Here is a 17,120-nt window from a genome sequence, read left to right on the forward strand (position 1 = left end):
GGGCGTGGCCGTATGGGCCCCGACCGTGCGGGCCCGGCGACGGGCCCGCACACCGCCATCGGCTGCACTTGCGCGGATGGCCGGAATCCTGAGGATTCGCCTTCGTCCAGCTCAGCTCCCCATTCAGCTCAGCTCAACTCAGCGAGGCGAGCTTGGCATCCATGTTCTTGCCGACATCCTCGACGGAGATCTGGCCCTGGATGAGCTGCTGCAGCAGCGAGACGAGCTGCGGGCCGAACACGTCGGATCCCTTGGTGAACTGGTTGACGGCCAGATACAGATTGCCCTTCTGGATGCCGTTCTTGTAGATGTCGTCGAACGCCGGATCGACCTTGGCTGTGTAGTTCTTGGTATTGACGATGTCGCCCTTCTGCTCGTTGTCGATCTTGAGCGCGGTCTTGCTGGTCAGGAAGGTCAGCAGCTTCTTCGCGGCCTCCAGCTTCTTGCCCGTGAGCTTGGAGTAGATGGTGTAGCCGCCGTTCTCCGAGCCGATGCCCATGCGCTGGCCGTTCTTGTATGCGGGGAACAGGCTCATGCCGAAGTTGATGCCGGAATCCTTCAGCGTCGGCACCGCCCAGCTGCCCGACAGCATCATCGCCAGTTGGCCGTTGTAGAACTGCGTCTCGATGTCCTGGCCGGACATGCCCACGGTGTCCTTGGTCACCAGGCCCTCGGAATACTGCTTGTACCACTCGGAGATCACCGGGGTGAGCTCCTTTTCGAAGGTGCTCGAGCCGTCGAACACCTTGCGCAGCCCCTCCTTGTCGCCGGTGATGGAGTACTTGCTGCCCAGCAGCGCCTCAAGCGACATCGTGCTGTCCGACATGGCCTCGAGGAACGGCGTGATACCGGCGTCCTTGAGCTTCTTCGACACCTCGAGGAACTCGTCCCAGGTCTGCGGCGGCTCGCTGACCCCGACCTTGGCGAGCAGATCCTTGTTGTACGCCAGCCCCTGCGCCCACGACGCGACCGAGACGCCGTAGACCTTGCCGTTGCGGCTCAGGAATGCCTTGTTGGCGTCGGCCAGATTGTCGATGAACGGCTCGTCGCTCAGGTCCATCGCATAGCCGTTGGCCACCAGCTGGTTGATGTTCTCCGACGTGATGACGAACACGTCGGGGGCCTGATTGCCGACCAGGCGGGTCTGCAGCGTGGAGATGTACTCGCTGGTGGTCGGCGTCGAGGTGAAGTCCAGCGCGATGTCCGGATTCTCCTTCTCGAACTCCTTCACCACCGGGTCCATCAGCGTCGCGTTCTCGTTGGTGTACCAGCTCAGCTTGACCTTGCCGTCCGAGGTGGTCTCGCTGCCGCTGCCGCACGCCGCCAGGGGCAGCATCGTCGCGACCGCCGCGAATGCGGCAACCATCCTCACCGTGTGCTTCGTTACTCTCATTGCTGTTCCTTTCCTGTGAACACATCGTTGTGGTGTTGTGGATTGTGGTGTTGTGGATTGTGACGTCTTGGATTGCGTGGCGTCTTGGTTGGATCCGGGTGCCATCGCGCGGGGACGCCCGCGATGGCGCCGGAGGCGCGATGATCAGGCGGATTCGCCGCAGGCGGCACCCCCTTGCTTGAGAATCATGACATCGAAGGGATGCAGGGTGAGCGGTTCGCCGGCTCGGACGCGCCGCTGGGTGATGAGTTCCGTGGCATCGGCGGGGCAGGCGACATTCACGTCATCCGTCCTGCCGGAGATCAGGAAGGTGTATGAGTCGCCGTTCGGCGAGACCCGCGTGGTGGATTCCACATCCCGGGGCAGGATGCGCCGTTCCAGTTCCAGTCCGTCCGTGGCCGCATCGACCAGCATCGCCATCAACCCGGCGCCCGGCTTGGTGGCCACGTAGTAGCAGGAGCCCTCGCCGAAACGATGTTCGGTCAGCGCCGGCATGCCGGCATAGAACGAGTCGCCGCCGTATGCGCCCAGCACGCGCACGTCGGGATCGGCGTGGATGATGTCGCACAGCGTACGTCCGGTCAGGCCGTCCGCCTTGCGGCAAGCCTCCCGCGCGGAGGCCGGGAGCATCGCCTCGTCGACGATGACGGGGATCGTGCCGTACGGCTCGGCCAGCACGTCCAGCTCCTCCGACCATATGCCCGTCAGATCGCGGAACGGCACGGGAGCTTCGCCCAGATACAGCCGATCCGGAGGTTCCGCCAATCCGCTCATGACGGTGACCACCAGCCGCCCTCCGGCCCGCACGTATGCCCGGAAACGGTCCGCTGTCTGCTGCGAAACGATGTACAAATACGGGGCGACCACCAGATCGTAGCCGGCCAGATCGTCCGACGGGGTGATGACGTCGACCGACAGGCCCGCCTGCCGCAGGCCCGCGTAGTATTCGCGGACCGCATCGTAGTAGTCGTTGATATGGGCATGGCCGTCGGCGTCGTTCATGGCCCACCGCGACTCCCAGTCGAACATGACGGCGACACGGGAGCGGATCCGCGTTCCCAGGATCTCCCGGCCGATGCGCTGCAGTTCCTCGCCCAGCGCGCGGACCTCGCGGAACGTCCGCGGTCGGTCGCTTTCGTCCAACCCGACGACCGCTCCGTGGAACTGCTCGCATCCGCCGCGGCTGCGCTTGAGCTGGAAGAACTGCACGGTGTCGGCGCCATGCGCCAGCGCCTGGTAGCTCTGGCGGCGCATCTGCCCGGACAGTTGCACCGGGTTGAACCAGCACTGCTTGGCGGGTGACTGCTCCATGAGCATGAACGGCTGGCCATGCTTGAGACCGCGCATCATCGCATGCCAGAAGCTGGTGTCGTCGAGCGAATCCTGCAGGCCGACGTAGCAGTCCCAGGACACGACGTCGAGATCGTCGGCCCACTTCGCGTAGTCGTATCGCGCGGCGCGGCCGAAGAAATTCGTCGTGACCGGCGTGGACGGGTCGTGGCGCCGGATGGCGTTCTTTTCCATGACGAATTCCGAAAGCTGGGATTCGCCGAAGAACCGCGCGTAGTCGAGGAACGCCGCGGGCAGCACGGACAGGTTCTCGTCGAAGGCGTCCCCCAGCCGGTTCGGCGGTACGATCTGATCGAACGAAGCGAAGGTATGGCTCCAGAACGCACTGGTCCACGCCTCGTTGAGGGCCTCGACCGTTCCATAGCGGTTCTTCAGCCAGACGCGGAACGCCGCGGCGCAGTTCGGGCAGTAGCAGAGGTTCTCGTATTCGTTCGATACATGCCACGCGACGATGGACCGGCGCCGGCCGTAACGTTCGGCCAGCCGATCCACAAGGCGCTCGGCGAAACCGCGGAACACCGGGCTGTTCGGGCACGCGTTGTGGCGCTTGCCGTAGGACTGGCGGCGGCCTTCGAAATCGACGCGATTGACCTCCTCGAACCGCTCGGACAGCCACGCCGGCAACGCGGCGGTGGCGGTCGCCAGTTCGATGGCCATGCCGTGGCGCTCGGCGCAGTCGATGACCCGGTCGAGGTGCCCGAAGTCGTACGCATCCTCGGACGGCTGCAGGCCAACCCATCCGAAGACGTTGAGCGTCAGCTCGTTGATGCCGGCCTCGGCGAACAGATCCATGTCGCCGTCCCACGTCGATTCCGGCCATTGCTCGTAGTTGTAGTCGCCGCCGAACAGCATCGCCCCGTCGGCCGATACCGTCACGCCGGACCAGTCTTCCTCGCGATTTGCCCTCTGGTTCATCATGCCTCCATATAGCGCCGCCGACCGTCTCACTTCGTTGTCCGATCGAGGTTCTCTCTGATTCATAACGTTATGAATCATTACGTTATGAATCATACGACAGAACGGAAGTCTTGTCAAAATGGAGGTGTCATTGTTGTGAGATCGGGCATGCCGCAGGCACCGCGAACGGTGCTCTGGAGCACCAGGGGAAGAGTCAGGCGCGGATTGCGTTTTTGCCCGGCAAGGGTGGGAGCTCGCCGTCATATCGACGCGCAGGCGCCGATATGACACCATCGGCTAGTATCCCACGCCGTTAATTCGTTGAGTAATTCTGGCTCAGCCTCAGCGAGGGGAGCCAGACATTGTTAACGAATTGATGACGCAGGATACTAGGGGCGATGATTGACCATACAGGTCGATACAGGAGAGCGGCACAGGGACCGAGACAGGGATAATACAAGGGACAATACAGGCAGGCCAACCCACACACGCACTGGGATCAATGAACTGCCGGCGCCGATGACGCGCCACCACATGCCGGCGCATCTTCCGCCTCGGGATCAGGATCGGCCCCATACACAGGAAAGCCTACGCGCCGGCAGAGCATCGCATCGGCTTTCTCCAATAACAACGGCCATATTGCACGGAAGCCGGCGTAAACAAGCTTGTTTACGCCGGCTTCCGTGCAATATGGCCGTCACAGCGAATCGATCACGGCATTCGCGCACCACGATCAACCACTACGCCACGATCGGGCTTTGGCCTATTTCGGCCAGCCCTTGGGTGTGTGTTCCAGCGACCAGACGCCCAGCTTGTGCGAGAAGCTGTTCTGCCACTTGGCTTCCAGCTGTTCCGGAGTCAGCCGGTTCTCGGCCGTTTTGAGCCGGTTCATCGCATTGGTGTGCGTATCGTCGAGCAGCCATTTGCGGATCAGGAAGTTCCAGACCATCACCACGGCGGTGGCGATCAGCTTGCCAACGTTCGTGCGCAGCAGGTATTCGGCGTGCTGCGACACATAGGCGTCATGGTTCATGCCGTAGGTGGAGATCCAGATGATCGCGTCGTTCATGAGCAGGCCGACCACCGCCCCGGCCACGAAGATGACGATCTCCATCCAACGGGCCATGTCTTCGCGATGCTTGAACACGAACTTCATGCTCGCCAGATAGTTGAAGATCAGGGAGATGATGAAGGAGATGGTGGCGGCGGCCACATTGTGCATGTGGAACAGCCCGACCAGGAGGTTGAGGATACCCCAGTCGATGACAAAGGCAATCACACCGACGATGCCGAATTTCATAAGCTGCGCAATCAGTTTCTTCACGGAAACCCATTTAACACTGCATGGTTGACCCACGGGGCGGTATGACGCCGATTTGCACCGTTCCCTTGCACGCCGCGCCGGGCGTTGGGATACCGGGGAGCGCGCAGCACCTTTGCATTTTTGGGATGGTGAGGGGCGGCGGGAAAAGCGGAAAAGAGCGAGAAGCAGCAAGAAGCGGCAAGAATGATTGTGAGAATGATTACCTCCTCGTCCCCTCACCGAGGCATTCCGCTTAGCCCATACCAGATGCGCCGCACTGAACTCACATCAGCGGGGTATATCTTCTACCCTGCAGAAGCAACAACCTGCTCAGAGGCACGTCAACGGGGCAACACAACGATCTTGCAGAAGTAATACCCCCGCAAAACCAAGAAACCGAAACGAATCCTCCACCCCATAGCACGAATGCCACGCTCAGCACCACCTCAGTGCGGCAAAGCAACCACCCTGCAGAAGCAATACCCCGCCGAGCTACGCAAGCGAAACGAATCCCCTACCCCGCAGAAGACATGCCCCACCCAGCAACACCTCAGCAAAGCCCGACCACTACCCCGTAGTACAACCGACCCGCTCAGCAGCATAGCGAGGCAGAACCACTACTCTGCGGAAGCAATGCCCCGCTGAACCTAATAGCCGAAAAGAATCCCCTACCCCGTAGAAGGCATGCCCCGCATAGCAACGGCCCCGCGAAGCCCGCCTATTACTCCGTAGTACAAGCGACCCCGCTCAAGCGTGTCAACGACCCGAAACAACGAGCCTGTCGAAGGAATACTCCGCTCAGAAGCAGCTCAGCGAGGCAAAACCACTACTCCGTAGAAGCAATACCCCGGCAAAACCACAAAACCGAAGCGAATCCTCTACCCCATAGCACGAAAGCCCCGCTCAGCACCACCCGCCGCCGCTACCGCTTCAACAGATAGTCGAGCTGCTCCATGACCAGCGGATGCGGCGGACGCTTGGTCCCGGCCGAATCCACGATCAGAGGCCGCAACGTCTCCTGCACGAACGGAATCGCCTGGTCGAACGCCACGCCGCCGGGCAAGGTCATAGGAGACACGATGGCCGCCGTACCGTCCTTGGACGGGTTCAGCAGCACGACCGGCCGCACCTGCAGCATCGGGAATTCCTCGGCAAGCGCGGAAGCGACATCCCCCGGTTCGGCGAGATCGCGGTAGATCCGCTCCGCCTTGTCCTGTCCACGCCGCTTGAGCACCAGCGAGTCCACCTCCTGAGCTCCGGCCGGCTCGCCCGTGAACAGATGATCCGCATCGGCCTGGTACCCATGGGTGTCGAACACCCATAGCACGCCGTCCAGCAGCAGCACGCCGTCCGCGGTGACGTTCGGCATGCCGGGCACCGGCAGCGACCACCACGAATAGCCGCGATTCAGGACATTGCCGTGCACCAGCAGCCGCGCCAAGGTCTTGTCGGACGGGACGCCACGGACATGATCATTGTGTTCCAGCATCGTCTGCGTCAGGGAGAAAAGGTCGTACTCGCCCGGATCGATCGACTCGCGCCACGGCACGATCTCGGAATACCGATTCCCGTTATCGCCGGATGCGTCATATCCAGACACGTATTCCGACGGATTCACCGGGCCGGCGCCCGTCGCGTTCGCGGTCTGTGGCAGCGGATTGTCATAATCCGACCCGACCGGACTGTCGCAGTCGGCACCCTCCGCGGTACGCATCGAAGAACCGTCGGATCGCACCGTCACCGGACCGTCGAAGACGATCGGCTTGGAGGCCGGTTCGGGTTTCGGCGCCGTGGAGCGATCGAGGGGAACGCTCGTATCAGCGGGACGATTCCCGGCAGGCGCACTTTTCCCAACACCTACGCCACTTGCACCGAAAGCGCCCGGCTCCTGCGCGCCGCCACGCGCGCCGCGCTGCCCGTCCCGACGCCCACCAGCGTTATCACCGGCATATGCGCCGGCTGAGGCACCATTCTGCGAGCCATACGGCATGCGCGCAGCGCCGCTCGCGGCACCGCTCGGCGCCCCACTCGCCGCACCGGACTCGTCATCCGGCGTCCACGGCATCCCCGACGTGCCATCGGCACCGTTCCGTGCTTTGTTCCGCACATTGCCATTCGCGCTCTTGGGCGCCTTCGCCGGCGCCGACTTGGCCACGAACACGCCGATCGCAACGGCGATGATGAACGCCAGCAATCCGTTGAAGTTCAACATCCCCAGCACTACTTCGGCGATGATGAACGCAATGATTCCCCGAACCATATGATCCCTATCTCTCCATGCCTATCGGCTCCACCCAGACCACGCTCGTGGCATCACACCATCCGATGGCAGTACGGGCATTCGACCAAGCCTTCAGCCGGAGTCCACAGCCAAAAATGGTCATTCGGGCACTGCCGATTGACATACGACAGTTCCTTGACGACCCGCAACAGGGTCTCCTTGGTGGCCTGATCGGCCTGCCCGTCGACCAGCGACTGCAGATACCGCGGCGAGGAGCAGTACACATAACGGCGCCAGCGCCTCAGACGCGTGACGAAATTGATGATCGTCACGATCATAGGCACGACCATAATTATCAGGAACATGACGAGATAACAGACCGCCGCGAACTTGGCAATGGACGCCTGATCCGCAGCGGATATCCGAGCACTGTCGCCCACGCTCAGTGCCTTGGTGAACCCGGTTCTAAACGAGGTGAGGAAGAGAAACCGGTAGAATCCCCAGAACGCCGCGACAAACAGCGCCACATACAGCACCGAACCGACGCCGTAGATGATCATCAGCCGCTTGTCGCGCGCATGCGCCCGCTGTTGCACCGTATCGACCGGGCGCACCGCGAAATCGGTGGCCTTGGACTTCTTGCCCGTATTCCGCGCCATCAGCGGCCTCCTTCCCGTTTCGGCTGGGATTGCGCATAGGTCACGCCGTTTGCATTGCTCACGGCGTTCCAACTTGCTCCCAGTTTGTCAGCTACGATATCGTTGGCGACCAGCTGGCCGCCGCACCCCAGGCACCGGCGAGACCGACCGGCGAAGCCGATGCTTTGCTTGCCGCAATGCGGGCACAGGAACTTGACGATCGTGCTGTCGCCCCACAGCGCGCGACCATCCATCGCGTGCACCTGCCGAGGGCGTGGACCGGCGGCGGCATTCGCCGGAGTCGTGACCGGAGCGCTTGCCGTCGCCACCGCAACCTTGGGAGCAGGGGCCGCGGACGGCTGCGACGATCCCGCAATATCGTCCGGTGCGATGCCGTGCGCGATACTGCCGTTCTCCACATATAGGTCGGCAGTCATCGAAACCGGGTTCAAACACGAAGCACATATCACGGCATGCCCCATCGGCAGGACGCACATATTTCCGCAAGCCGGGCAACGCAGCTGTTTGATGCCCGTCGAAGTGATCCCCGAAGCGGCGCGCCAATCCACTGAATGTTGCGTTTCCATGTCGATATGCCGCTGCACGCGCGCGTTCGTGCTCAGGCGCAGCTCATACAGCTGCTTCGATTGGTTCCACTCGTCGCGGACCGCGTATACCAGCGCCGCGGCTCCACCGACCGCCACAGCCAAGGAAAAGGCCAATGAGCCGAAGGAGGTCTGAGACGACGGTACTGCACTCAGCCCGCCCAGTCCGGTGGACAGGAAGAATATGCCGATAAGTGGCTGCAGGAAATACATCGCTTTGTTCCGGTTGCCCGCCAAGCGACCAAGACCCTTGATCAGCAGCCACACCAAGCCGAGCGGCACGCCGATCAACAGAGCAAGGAAGGCCAGCACCAACACCAGCATGACCAAAAGATTAAGCAGCTCCATCATTGACCGCCGTTTCCGCGCTGCGGCGACGTGCCGCCCGGCGCTGCACCACCTGACGAAGCCGCATTGACGTAGCTGGTCTGGTCCGTGTGGCTGGTGTGGACGCCGTGGAAGCCATAGGTCTCGTTCAGGCGCGCACCGGTGCGTTGCATCGTCGGATCGTAGCCCATCTCGGTCGCGATGCGACCGGATGCCTGGCTGAAGGTCCGCGAATTATAGGTATCGAAGACGTCCTGCGACATCGTCATCGTGACGATCGCGCCCAGCACCGTGGCCAGCATGAGGACGGCAAGGGGAAGGAGCGCAGGGCGGATCACCGACATGACGAGACGTAGATCCCCCAGCATCTTCTGGGTCTGGGGATCAGCCATCTCCTGGGCCATGCCCGGCTGCCGGGACAACCAGTCCATGCCGAACAATACGGCCAAGAACAGCGCCGTCGCGGTCATGCTGAGAATCGTGACGATCCATATGCACGACATCACACGGACGAACAGGCGCTTGGCGAACAGCGCCTTCATCAGAAGCCGCCCTGCTTCGGCACGAAGCGGTTGGCGGATTCCTGCTCCAGCCGCGCGTTCGCCTCATCGTTCTTCTGCTCCGAGAGCGAGGTCAGCAGTGCGACGGCGGCGAGCGCCAGGAACAGCAGCAGCGCGACGATCACGGTCAGGCGCCACAGTCCGGTGTTGGAGACGAAGGTGAGCACGATCTGGATCACGTAGTTCACGCCCAGCGCGGCGAAGATCGGCACGCGCGTGGTGTAGTCGCTCGGCGGCTTGACCAGCATCGGCACCAGGAACAGCAGGCCGCTGAGCGTGAGCGTCGTGAACGCGATCCAGAACGCGAGCGTGTTCGTGTGCGGGATCAGCAGCATGATGATATCAATGACCACCGTGGCCAGCACGGCGAAAATGGCAGGTTGCTTGTTCTTCATAATGATTCCTTCTTGATAGTGCTTCTCTCGGGGTGGCGCGATCGACCGACTCACCTACCGGTTCGACCGACGCATCGGCGCCCGACCGCTCATCTCACCGACCACTCATCACAGGCGGGAGAGGATCTCCTGCTGCTTGGCGGTGAACTGCTCGTCGGTGATCAGCCCCAGATCGTGCAGCTGCTTGAGCTTGCCGAGCGACTCGACCGGATCGGCCGCAGGGGCCGCAGGGGCCGACTGAGCGGCGGAAGCCGAGGAAGCCGAAGCCGCATCCGGGGACGGCAGCGGCACCGTAAGCCGCTCGGCGGGATCCAAGGTCGTATTCGGAGATGCCAGAGGCACCGTAGGCCGCTGATCCGCGCCCGACTGTCCGGCGGCACCAGCCTGTTCCGTGCCGGAACCCTGCTGAGCCGCACCCTGCTGCGCAAGATATGCCTGAATCGCGGCCTGCACCTGATCGGGATCCAGTTGCTGCCCGCCATGCGCGGCCACGAACTGGGCGGCCGCCTGAGCCAGCGACTCCTGATCCGTGCCGGTCGGGGCAGCGACGGCCGCATCAGCGGGGGCTGAAGCCTCCGAAGCCGCCGGGGCCGGCGTCTCGGCTCCGTCAGGAGCCGCGCCCGAGCCAGTCGGAGCCGCTTCTGCCGGCTGACCGGTCGGCGCGGCACCGGCATTCGGCCCGGAGATCGGCGGCGTCACCAGCGACGCGAAGTCGGGGGTACCGGTGGAGGCGAGCGCCGCCCCCAGACCGTTGACGATCGCGCCACCGGCATGCAGACCCACGCCAAGGCCGATCGCGCCGTTCATCAGGTCGGACCCGGTGCCGGTGTTTTCGGCGGCGGCCTGCAGCACGTCCATCGTGCGCGCCTGCTGATACGTGTACCCGCGCTGCTGCTGGTCGTAGGCGGCGGCGTCGGTGTGCGCCATGGCGCCTTGGGCGTCGAGCTGATCGTCGTACAGCTTGGATTCCGCGGTCGCGGCCCGTTCCTCGACCCTGTTCGCAAGCTTGCTGTACGTAAGATACGCGGCACTGCTCTTGTCTATGGAAATGGCATCGAGCGTGAAATCCAGCAGCTTCAGCCCGTAGCGTTCCTCAAACTCCTTGAACACGCCGTTGACTTCAAGCTGCTTGGCGATGACGTCGCCGATCTGCGCGGTGCTGGCGTCGATCTGGTTGATGGGGATGTTGAGCTTGATGAACGCCTGAGCGATCATCGTGCGGATGACGCTATTGGCCCGTTGGCTGATCAGGCGGGACACATCCTTGCGCGTGACCACATCATGCCCGGAGACGAACTGTTCGAAGAACGCCTCCACCCGCTGCATGTTGCGCTCGACGACCTGCGGGTCATCGCTTTTCTCGTAATCCAGCGTTACGGAATAGCGGCCATGGGCGCCGGCGGGGAGGGACAGGCCGCCGGAACGCGCGCTGACCGTTCCCGGCACGGGGATCTGGATCGGATCGGCGGTGCCCCATTGGATGCCGATCTGGTCCGGCTTGTTGATGAAGTACAGTATGGCGGAGTACGGGTCCACGCCGCCGGTGAACATCTTGGTCACGCCGGTCAGGAACGGTGTGCTTTGGCCGGCGACCTCATGGCGCCCTTCCCGGTACATCTCCGCCACGCGGCCGGACTTGATGAAAATCGCCAGCTGGTGTGGCATCACCTCGAGCTTGGTGCCCGGCTTCAGTGTAGTGTTCGGCTCCTTCCACGCCAGAATATTGGTGGTGTCGCCGCCGGAGTAGCGCACGACGTCAATGAGATGCAACGGCATGTTGTGTCCCCCTTGATTACCCTTGATACCTTCTCCGTTAGGCAATAGTGTACGACGTGTATATCAACGGGGGTATCACGTTTCGCAATATGAGTCGCCGCGTTGCCGTGACGGCGGCTCGGGGGGCACCGGGAGCGCTGCCGGGTATCACCTCGGATATTGCCTGCGCGAAAGTGCCGAGCGAGATTAGGATGGTGGTGTAGCCCAATTGGCATCATCCAATCAAGGAGGAATCATGCCCGTCATTCACACCCATGTTTCGGTCAAGACCACGCCCGAGCAGCGCGAGGCGCTGAAGGCCGCGTACGGCAAGGCGATCACCGCGGTTCCCGGCAAGTCCGAAGGCTGGCTGATGTGCCCGTTCGAGGACAACATGCCGATCTACTTCGGCGGCGACGACAGCGCCCCCGCCGCATACGTCGAGGTGAACGTGTTCGGCCGCTCCGTGCCCGGCTCGGCTTGGGAAAAGCTGACCAAGTCGATCATGGCCGCGCTCAGCAGCGAACTCGGCATCCCCGAGGACCGCACGTACATCCGCTACACCGCCACCACCGACTGGGGCTGGAACGGCGGCAACTTCTAGTCCCCCGAGCACTGGCTCTCCTCTCCGAGGGGAGCCAGATATGGCATCGTCCATTTCGTGCTCAGCGCCGCACGCGCAGCGTGACCGACTCGTCCGGCTGCAGCGTGAACGTGTAGGTTCGTCCGTAGACGAAGCCTTGCGCATCCGCCACTCGTGGATCGCTTGGCGTGTCCTTGGTTTCGGCCGGATCAGTCGGATTATAGGCGTGTTCGACGGAGACCCGACAGGCGCCAGGATCGGCCGGCGCGCCATTGCCCGCGTCGAACCGGTAGGCGATATCGGCGGGGCGCGTCGAGGGATTGCGCATCATCGCCAGCCCATCCGTGCCATCGAATGCGGAGAACCCGTACGGGCTGCCCAGATCCTCGCCGTTGGTGCGGCTGTCGAGCCGGATCGCCCGGTTCGGCGACCCGCCGAACATCACCGCATGGCGCAGGATATGGTGATTATCCTCCGCCCACCGCAGCGCTTCAGCCAGGATCCGCCACTTGGCCTCGCTCATGAGGCTTGCGGACAGGTACAGCTCCCAGAACGCGGTGCCGCGGCTGGCCTGCGTGATCAGATAGTTCCTGAACTGCGCCTCGTCAGCCGTATCGGCGGTGATGCCGGTGCCGTGCTTGCCGTAAATCGGGTCGTGGTTGTACAGGTGCTCCAGCGGGAACTGGAACTCGTGCCTTCTGATGAAGTCGTAGTATGCGGCATCCCGGTACGTAAGCTGCCGATCCATCTTGCTGGGGCTCGCCCCCGCATCGGCCTGATCGTAGCCGCATTGCAGCCATACCGAATTCGCCCATTGCAGCAGCCACGGGCTGGGATTGAGGTAGCAGGTCAGGGAGATCCACAGGTCGATGCCCAGATCGGCCGCATCGGCGCGGGCCTCGCGCATCACGCCGATCCACGCCTCCCACAGATCGGTCACATGGTACATGTGGTGGAATCCGCCGGTCATATGGCGGTTCGCATAACCGGGCACGCCGTCGGCCGCCGGGAACGCGGCGTACTGCTCCTCGTCGGCGAAACCGTCCCACTTCCAGTAATTGATCCGGTAGTCGTGCTGCCAACGCCGCACCATATCCGAGAATTGTGCGGCGTACGTGCGGTCGGCGACGTCGACGGAGCCGCCAGCGCAGGATCCCTTGCCGCTGGCGGTCAGGATGTTCGCGAGGTTCCCGTAGAAATCGTAGCCGCCGCGCGGTCCGATCCATGCGCCGAAATGGCTGCCGAGCCGGCTCGCCAAGGCGCTGGCCGGCCCGAACCCCTGCGGGAACTTGGAGTTGAACGACCAGAATCCGGACGTGTTGCGGCCGGTGCCGGAACAGGCCTCGTCCACGGAAACATCGGTGTCGTTGTAGTTGTTCCACCCGTCGTCCGCCACATAGCTGTCAAGCGGCCTTTCGCCGGCCTTGCGCAGATGGTCGGCGACGGCTTGGAACGAGGCGAGGATATTCCTGTCGTCGATCGTCATCATGTTGTCAAGCCAGGAGTTGTATTGGATCCGGAACCTGGTCGGCGTGGCGATGTCGGCGATGTAGCGCAGGAAATCGGCGCGGATGACGGCGTTGTCGCGGCTGCGCGCCGCGCCGAGCACGGTCGGCCATGATGACGTGCTCGCGTATCGTGTAGTCGACCCCGCGGAACCGGTATGGCAGGAACGGGAAGACGACTTCCTTGCCGTGGCGGCCGCCATCCGGATGCGACAGCACGGCGGATTGTCCGCTGCCGCCCGACCGGAGGAGCGCGCGCACATCACCCGCCGGGCATACGACGTCGCGAACCGACGGCGCACCAGCCAATATCAGGTCGTCGGATGAGAACCCACGCCGTTCACCGGCCACAGGACCCTCCACGCCGTCCGCGTGCTCCGTTGCCGTCCGCGTCGCCATGACGGCGAATTCAACGCTGTTGGCGGACGGGACGAATGCGGTACCGGCGCGCCGGTTGACGATCCGCGCCGTGGACAGCCGCCCGTCGTCCATCGAAAACTCGCGGGCCACCGCCGCATTGCCGATCGTCAATGCGTCGCCGCATTCCACCGTAACGTTATATGCATTATTGGATGGAAGATCACCCATGGCTCCACCAATACCACAATTCGCGGGGGAACACGCTTTTATGGCCATAGTGGGTATGGCGTGCAGCGCGGCTGACGCTACGCCGGCGTCCACCACCAGTTTTATTACATAGATAGTTAATCGATTCCTACACTCATGCCGTGTTCACGGGTTTTCGCGGACACCATGCAACGAGCAGAGGGAATCAAGCATGTACAGACATCATGGCGCAGCGTTGGCCGCGGCGCTCTCGGCGGTTATGCTGTTGGCGGGCTGCGGAACCAGCGGAACCAACGCCGGCGCGGGCAACTCGGGCAAAGACATCATTTCGGTATACGGCAGCGAGCCGGCGCATCCGTTGTTCCCGGGCAACACCACCGAATCGGGCGGCGGATGGGTGGTCGACGAGCTGTTCGCCGGCCTGGTGACGTACGAGGACGGCAAGCTGCAGGAGAACGGCGTCGACCCCAAGGCGACGCTGTCGGGGCTCAAGGCCGTCGACGACAAGACCATCGACGTGCGCATGAGCCAGCCGGACTCCGCCTTCCCTGTCAAGATGGGCAGCCACGCATTCATGCCGCTGCCCGAGTCGGCGTTCAAGGATCCGAAGACTTTCGGCGAGCACCCGGTCGGCAACGGCCCCTATAAGTTCGAGTCCTGGACCCATAACAGCAGCATCGTCATGACGAAGAACCCCGATTACCACGGCAACCGGGTCCCGAAGAACGACGGGCTGACCTTCAAGATCTACACGTCCCCGGAATCGGCGTTCGCCGATCTCAAGAGCGGCAATCTCGACTTCACATCCATGATTCCGGCGTCCTCGCGAGGCAGTTTCCTGACCGACAAGTCGATCAAGGCATACAACATGCCCGGCGGCGGCACCCTGACCATCGCCGTCCCCGAGAATCTCAAGCATTTCGGGCAGAACGAGGAAGGATCGCTGCGCAGGCAGGCGATCTCGATGGCCGTCGACCGCAATCTCATCGCCAAGAAGATCTTCAACGACACGGTGTCTCCGGCCGTGGACTTCCTGGCCAAGCCGATCAACGGGTATTCCACCGACATCAAAGGCAACGACGCGCTCAGCTTCAACGCCGCCAAGGCCAAGGAACTGTGGGCCAAGGCCAACGCCATCTCCCCGTGGAACGGCGATTTCAGGATCGCCTACAACGCCGACGGCGGGCACAAGGCATGGGTCGACGCGGTGAGCAACTCGATCAAGAACACGCTGGGCATCTCCGCCCAAGGCTCGCCGATGGCCACGGCCTCCGAGTTCGCCTCGGATGTCGACGCCGGCAAGATGACCACCGCCTTCCGCTCCGGCTGGGGCCCCGATTACCCGTCGCCGGACAACTATCTTGTGCAGCTGTTCGCCTCCAGCTCCGCGGACGGCAAGGGCGCCAACATCGTCAACTACAAGAACCCGGCGTTCGACGCGCTGATGGACAAGGCGCTGTCGGCGTCGTCCTCGGATTCCGCCAACGACTACTACCACCAGGGCGAGGCGCTGCTCATGCAGGACCTGCCCCAGATTCCGCTGTGGAACGAGAACGGCACCTCGGCAAGCACCCTTGATGTTTCCGGTGTGAAATTCAATTACTCGGGCGGCCCGATCATGACTTCGATCACCAAGAAGTAGATCGCGTAGCGGCAATTCTGGCTGGGTATGGCCTTTGGCCATACCCAGTTTTTTTGTTGCCAGTATCCCGCGTCGTGAGTTCGTGTACTATGCTCCCCTCCGCGAGGGGAGCTCCGTCATTCGCTCAACCGGTGCACCACACCTACCGCACCGAGCGGACGCCCTGCGCGTTCAGGGCCTCGAATACGGCGATCACCGCATCGTTGGCCTCCTTGCTGCCGATGGTGATGCGCAGACCCTCCCCCGGCGTCACACGCACGGAGATCTTCGCCTCGTCGAATGCCTGTGCGGCCTGAGCCGTCTGTTCGCGCAGCGGCACCCAGAAGAAATTACCCTCCGGCTCCGGAAGGAACCAGCCCATCGCGCGGATGGCATCGACCACCCGGCCACGCTCGGCCACTATGGCGCGCACGCGCTCGTCCAACTCGTCCTGCGCGTCCATGGACGCCACTGCGGCGACCTGCGCCATGTCGGTCACACTGAACGGCAGACGCGCCTTCATCATCTCCGAGATGACGTCCTCGTGCGCGATGCAGTATCCGATGCGCAGTCCGGCCAATCCATACGCCTTGGAGAAGGTGTGCGCCACCGCGACGTTCGGGTGCGCGTCGAACAGGTCCATGGCCACGGAGGCGTCCGGATCGGTGTTGAACTGGAAATACGCCTCGTCGAACAGCACGATCAGGTCGTCCGGCACGCCCTCGATCAGGCGCTCGGCCTCCTCCTTGGAAACGCTGGTCGACGTCGGGTTGTTCGGGTTGTTGACGATCATCAGTCGCGTTCTGGGCGTCACCGCGGCGATCAGCGCATCGATGTCGTGGCGCAGATCCTTCGTCAGCGGCACTTCCACCGGCGTGGCGCCGGCGCACGCAGTCATCACCGGGTAGCCCTGGAACGACGGCCACGGGAACACCACCTCGTCGCCCGGCCCGGCGAGCGCCTCGATCAGCTGCTTGATGTTCTCGCCCGACCCGTTGCCCAGAATCACGTTATCGGCGCCGACGCCGTACTTGTCGGCGATCCGTTCCACGATCCGCCAGCCGCGCATGTCGGAGTACCGATTCAGCGTGCCCAGCGTCTGCTCCTCGATGGCCTTGACGACGGACGGCAGCGGCCCGAACGGGTTCTCGTTGCTGGACAGTTTCAGCGACTGGCTCTGCGAGGGAGCCGGCTTGCCCTGCTTGTACACCTTCATGCTGCCCAGATCAGCCCTGCGCCTGAATTCCATGATCATTCCCTTTCCGGTGCGGGGCAGCTCGACGCCCCGCGCACTATTGCTTCCGTTGTTGTTGGTATTCCGGTTATTCCCGTTCGGTTTCGCGCCGAACGGATTGATCGAACCGATCGCCATCGGCCGCCCGCGCGGACGGCGGCGACCC

The 17,120-nt window shown here is 63.0% G+C and carries 15 protein-coding genes; 3 read left to right on the forward strand and 12 right to left on the reverse strand.

Annotated elements, in window-relative coordinates; all coding sequences use genetic code 11:
- Window positions 1-133 precede the first annotated feature (133 nt).
- The 4 genes from BBSC_RS11190 to BBSC_RS14020 all read right to left on the reverse strand — a co-directional run bounded on the left by BBSC_RS11190 (window position 134) and on the right by BBSC_RS14020 (window position 6,657).
- Window positions 134-1,393, reverse strand: coding sequence for an ABC transporter substrate-binding protein (locus tag BBSC_RS11190; protein WP_033517138.1), 1,260 nt, complete (start codon window positions 1,391-1,393; stop codon window positions 134-136).
- A gap of 144 nt (window positions 1,394-1,537) precedes the next feature.
- Window positions 1,538-3,661: a beta-galactosidase gene (locus BBSC_RS11195; protein WP_161787636.1), complete on the reverse strand. Its 2,124-nt coding sequence runs from the start codon at window positions 3,659-3,661 to the stop codon at window positions 1,538-1,540.
- Between the two features lie 742 nt (window positions 3,662-4,403).
- Complete coding sequence (locus BBSC_RS11200; protein ID WP_033517140.1) at window positions 4,404-4,940, reverse strand: GtrA family protein; 537 nt, start codon at window positions 4,938-4,940, stop codon at window positions 4,404-4,406.
- Between the two features lie 925 nt (window positions 4,941-5,865).
- Window positions 5,866-6,657 carry a hypothetical protein gene (locus BBSC_RS14020; protein WP_156102364.1) on the reverse strand — a complete coding sequence of 264 codons (792 nt, stop codon included), beginning with the start codon at window positions 6,655-6,657 and terminating at the stop codon, window positions 5,866-5,868.
- A gap of 274 nt (window positions 6,658-6,931) precedes the next feature.
- Between BBSC_RS14020 and BBSC_RS14025 the strand changes: the two genes are divergently transcribed.
- Window positions 6,932-7,207 carry a hypothetical protein gene (locus tag BBSC_RS14025; RefSeq protein ID WP_156102365.1) on the forward strand — a complete coding sequence of 92 codons (276 nt, stop codon included), beginning with the start codon at window positions 6,932-6,934 and terminating at the stop codon, window positions 7,205-7,207.
- Between the two features lie 49 nt (window positions 7,208-7,256).
- On the opposite strand, the gene BBSC_RS11210 is transcribed toward BBSC_RS14025, so the two are convergent.
- From BBSC_RS11210 to BBSC_RS11230, 5 genes are all read right to left on the reverse strand, one after another.
- Complete coding sequence (locus BBSC_RS11210) at window positions 7,257-7,823, reverse strand: hypothetical protein (RefSeq protein ID WP_033517144.1); 567 nt, start codon at window positions 7,821-7,823, stop codon at window positions 7,257-7,259.
- Window positions 7,823-8,758: a hypothetical protein gene (locus tag BBSC_RS11215; protein ID WP_033517146.1), complete on the reverse strand. Its 936-nt coding sequence runs from the start codon at window positions 8,756-8,758 to the stop codon at window positions 7,823-7,825. Before BBSC_RS11215 ends, BBSC_RS11210 begins: the two co-directional genes overlap by 1 nt.
- Entirely contained in the window at window positions 8,755-9,276 is a 522-nt protein-coding gene (locus tag BBSC_RS11220; protein ID WP_033517148.1) for a hypothetical protein, read from the reverse strand. Before BBSC_RS11220 ends, BBSC_RS11215 begins: the two co-directional genes overlap by 4 nt.
- Window positions 9,276-9,689 (reverse strand): hypothetical protein, encoded by a 414-nt coding sequence (locus tag BBSC_RS11225; RefSeq protein ID WP_033517149.1) that lies wholly within the window; start codon window positions 9,687-9,689, stop codon window positions 9,276-9,278. The genes BBSC_RS11220 and BBSC_RS11225 overlap by 1 nt, the downstream gene beginning before the upstream one ends.
- A gap of 108 nt (window positions 9,690-9,797) precedes the next feature.
- Window positions 9,798-11,465, reverse strand: a complete 1,668-nt coding sequence (locus tag BBSC_RS11230; protein ID WP_048349662.1) for an SPFH domain-containing protein — start codon at window positions 11,463-11,465, stop codon at window positions 9,798-9,800.
- Window positions 11,466-11,700: 235 nt separating this feature from the next.
- On the opposite strand from BBSC_RS11230, the gene BBSC_RS11235 reads away from it, so the two are divergent.
- Window positions 11,701-12,048: a phenylpyruvate tautomerase MIF-related protein gene (locus tag BBSC_RS11235; protein ID WP_033517155.1), complete on the forward strand. Its 348-nt coding sequence runs from the start codon at window positions 11,701-11,703 to the stop codon at window positions 12,046-12,048.
- Window positions 12,049-12,109: 61 nt separating this feature from the next.
- Here BBSC_RS11235 and BBSC_RS11240 read toward each other — a convergent pair whose 3' ends face one another.
- Together BBSC_RS11240 and BBSC_RS13795 are read right to left on the reverse strand one after the other, a co-directional pair.
- Window positions 12,110-13,636 carry a hypothetical protein gene (locus BBSC_RS11240; RefSeq protein ID WP_051923126.1) on the reverse strand — a complete coding sequence of 509 codons (1,527 nt, stop codon included), beginning with the start codon at window positions 13,634-13,636 and terminating at the stop codon, window positions 12,110-12,112.
- Window positions 13,521-14,120 carry a hypothetical protein gene (locus BBSC_RS13795; RefSeq protein WP_144414483.1) on the reverse strand — a complete coding sequence of 200 codons (600 nt, stop codon included), beginning with the start codon at window positions 14,118-14,120 and terminating at the stop codon, window positions 13,521-13,523. Before BBSC_RS13795 ends, BBSC_RS11240 begins: the two co-directional genes overlap by 116 nt.
- Window positions 14,121-14,310: 190 nt before the next feature.
- Between BBSC_RS13795 and BBSC_RS11245 the strand changes: the two genes are divergently transcribed.
- On the forward strand, window positions 14,311-15,741 hold the full coding sequence (locus BBSC_RS11245) for a peptide ABC transporter substrate-binding protein (RefSeq protein WP_033517157.1): 1,431 nt from the start codon (window positions 14,311-14,313) through the stop codon (window positions 15,739-15,741).
- A 142-nt stretch (window positions 15,742-15,883) separates the two neighbouring features.
- On the opposite strand, the gene hisC is transcribed toward BBSC_RS11245, so the two are convergent.
- Window positions 15,884-16,969 (reverse strand): histidinol-phosphate transaminase, encoded by a 1,086-nt coding sequence (gene hisC, locus BBSC_RS11250; protein ID WP_033517235.1) that lies wholly within the window; start codon window positions 16,967-16,969, stop codon window positions 15,884-15,886.
- Window positions 16,970-17,120 lie beyond the last annotated feature (151 nt).

This window comes from Bifidobacterium scardovii JCM 12489 = DSM 13734 (genome assembly GCF_001042635.1).
In the GTDB taxonomy this organism is placed as follows: Bacteria; Actinomycetota; Actinomycetes; order Actinomycetales; family Bifidobacteriaceae; genus Bifidobacterium; species Bifidobacterium scardovii.